The organism is Escherichia sp. AM3, from assembly GCF_032029835.1.
GTDB classification, from domain to species: Bacteria; Pseudomonadota; Gammaproteobacteria; order Enterobacterales; family Enterobacteriaceae; genus Escherichia; species Escherichia coli.
Genome location: NZ_JAVUPQ010000579.1, coordinates 1 through 441, shown reverse-complemented (window position 1 = coordinate 441; position 441 = coordinate 1). Strand labels below are relative to the sequence as shown.

At 33.6% G+C, this 441-nt stretch carries 1 protein-coding gene; it reads left to right on the top strand.

Annotation, left to right across the window (positions count from 1 at the left end):
* Positions 1-441, top strand: a 441-nt coding sequence (locus tag RTW80_RS27340; RefSeq protein ID WP_409415325.1) for a DUF6685 family protein, incomplete at both ends; no start/stop codon positions are given.

Sequence of the window (441 nt, the reverse complement as noted above, 5' to 3'; positions counted from 1 at the left end):
GTGGTGGTTCACATCATGCAGCAATGGTTGTATATCAATCTGTCAGAGACAAATTAGAGTATAAAATAGAAGCGGTTATTGAACAACTGAGCATAAATTCAAACACCGTTGAAATACTTGGCCAGAACTACTATTCATTCATATTCCAGATAAAACACCCTAGTAATAAGACAGAAAATTATACATCAGAATATGAATTTACAGATGCTTTAAAAGACTTTGGACAAAACAGACATACCACACTTAAACCTGTTAATTACGTTTCTAACATAAAATTAGCATTTATTCCAAAAGATGCTTTAAAAACAAACAGCGAGACATTCCGCAACTGGTTTTATTCTGCAATTAGCTACGGAAAAATAATATCACTCCCTGATTATCTGAAAAATCCAGCACATTATCCTACACATCATTACTCACATGAACTGGACTCGATAACAC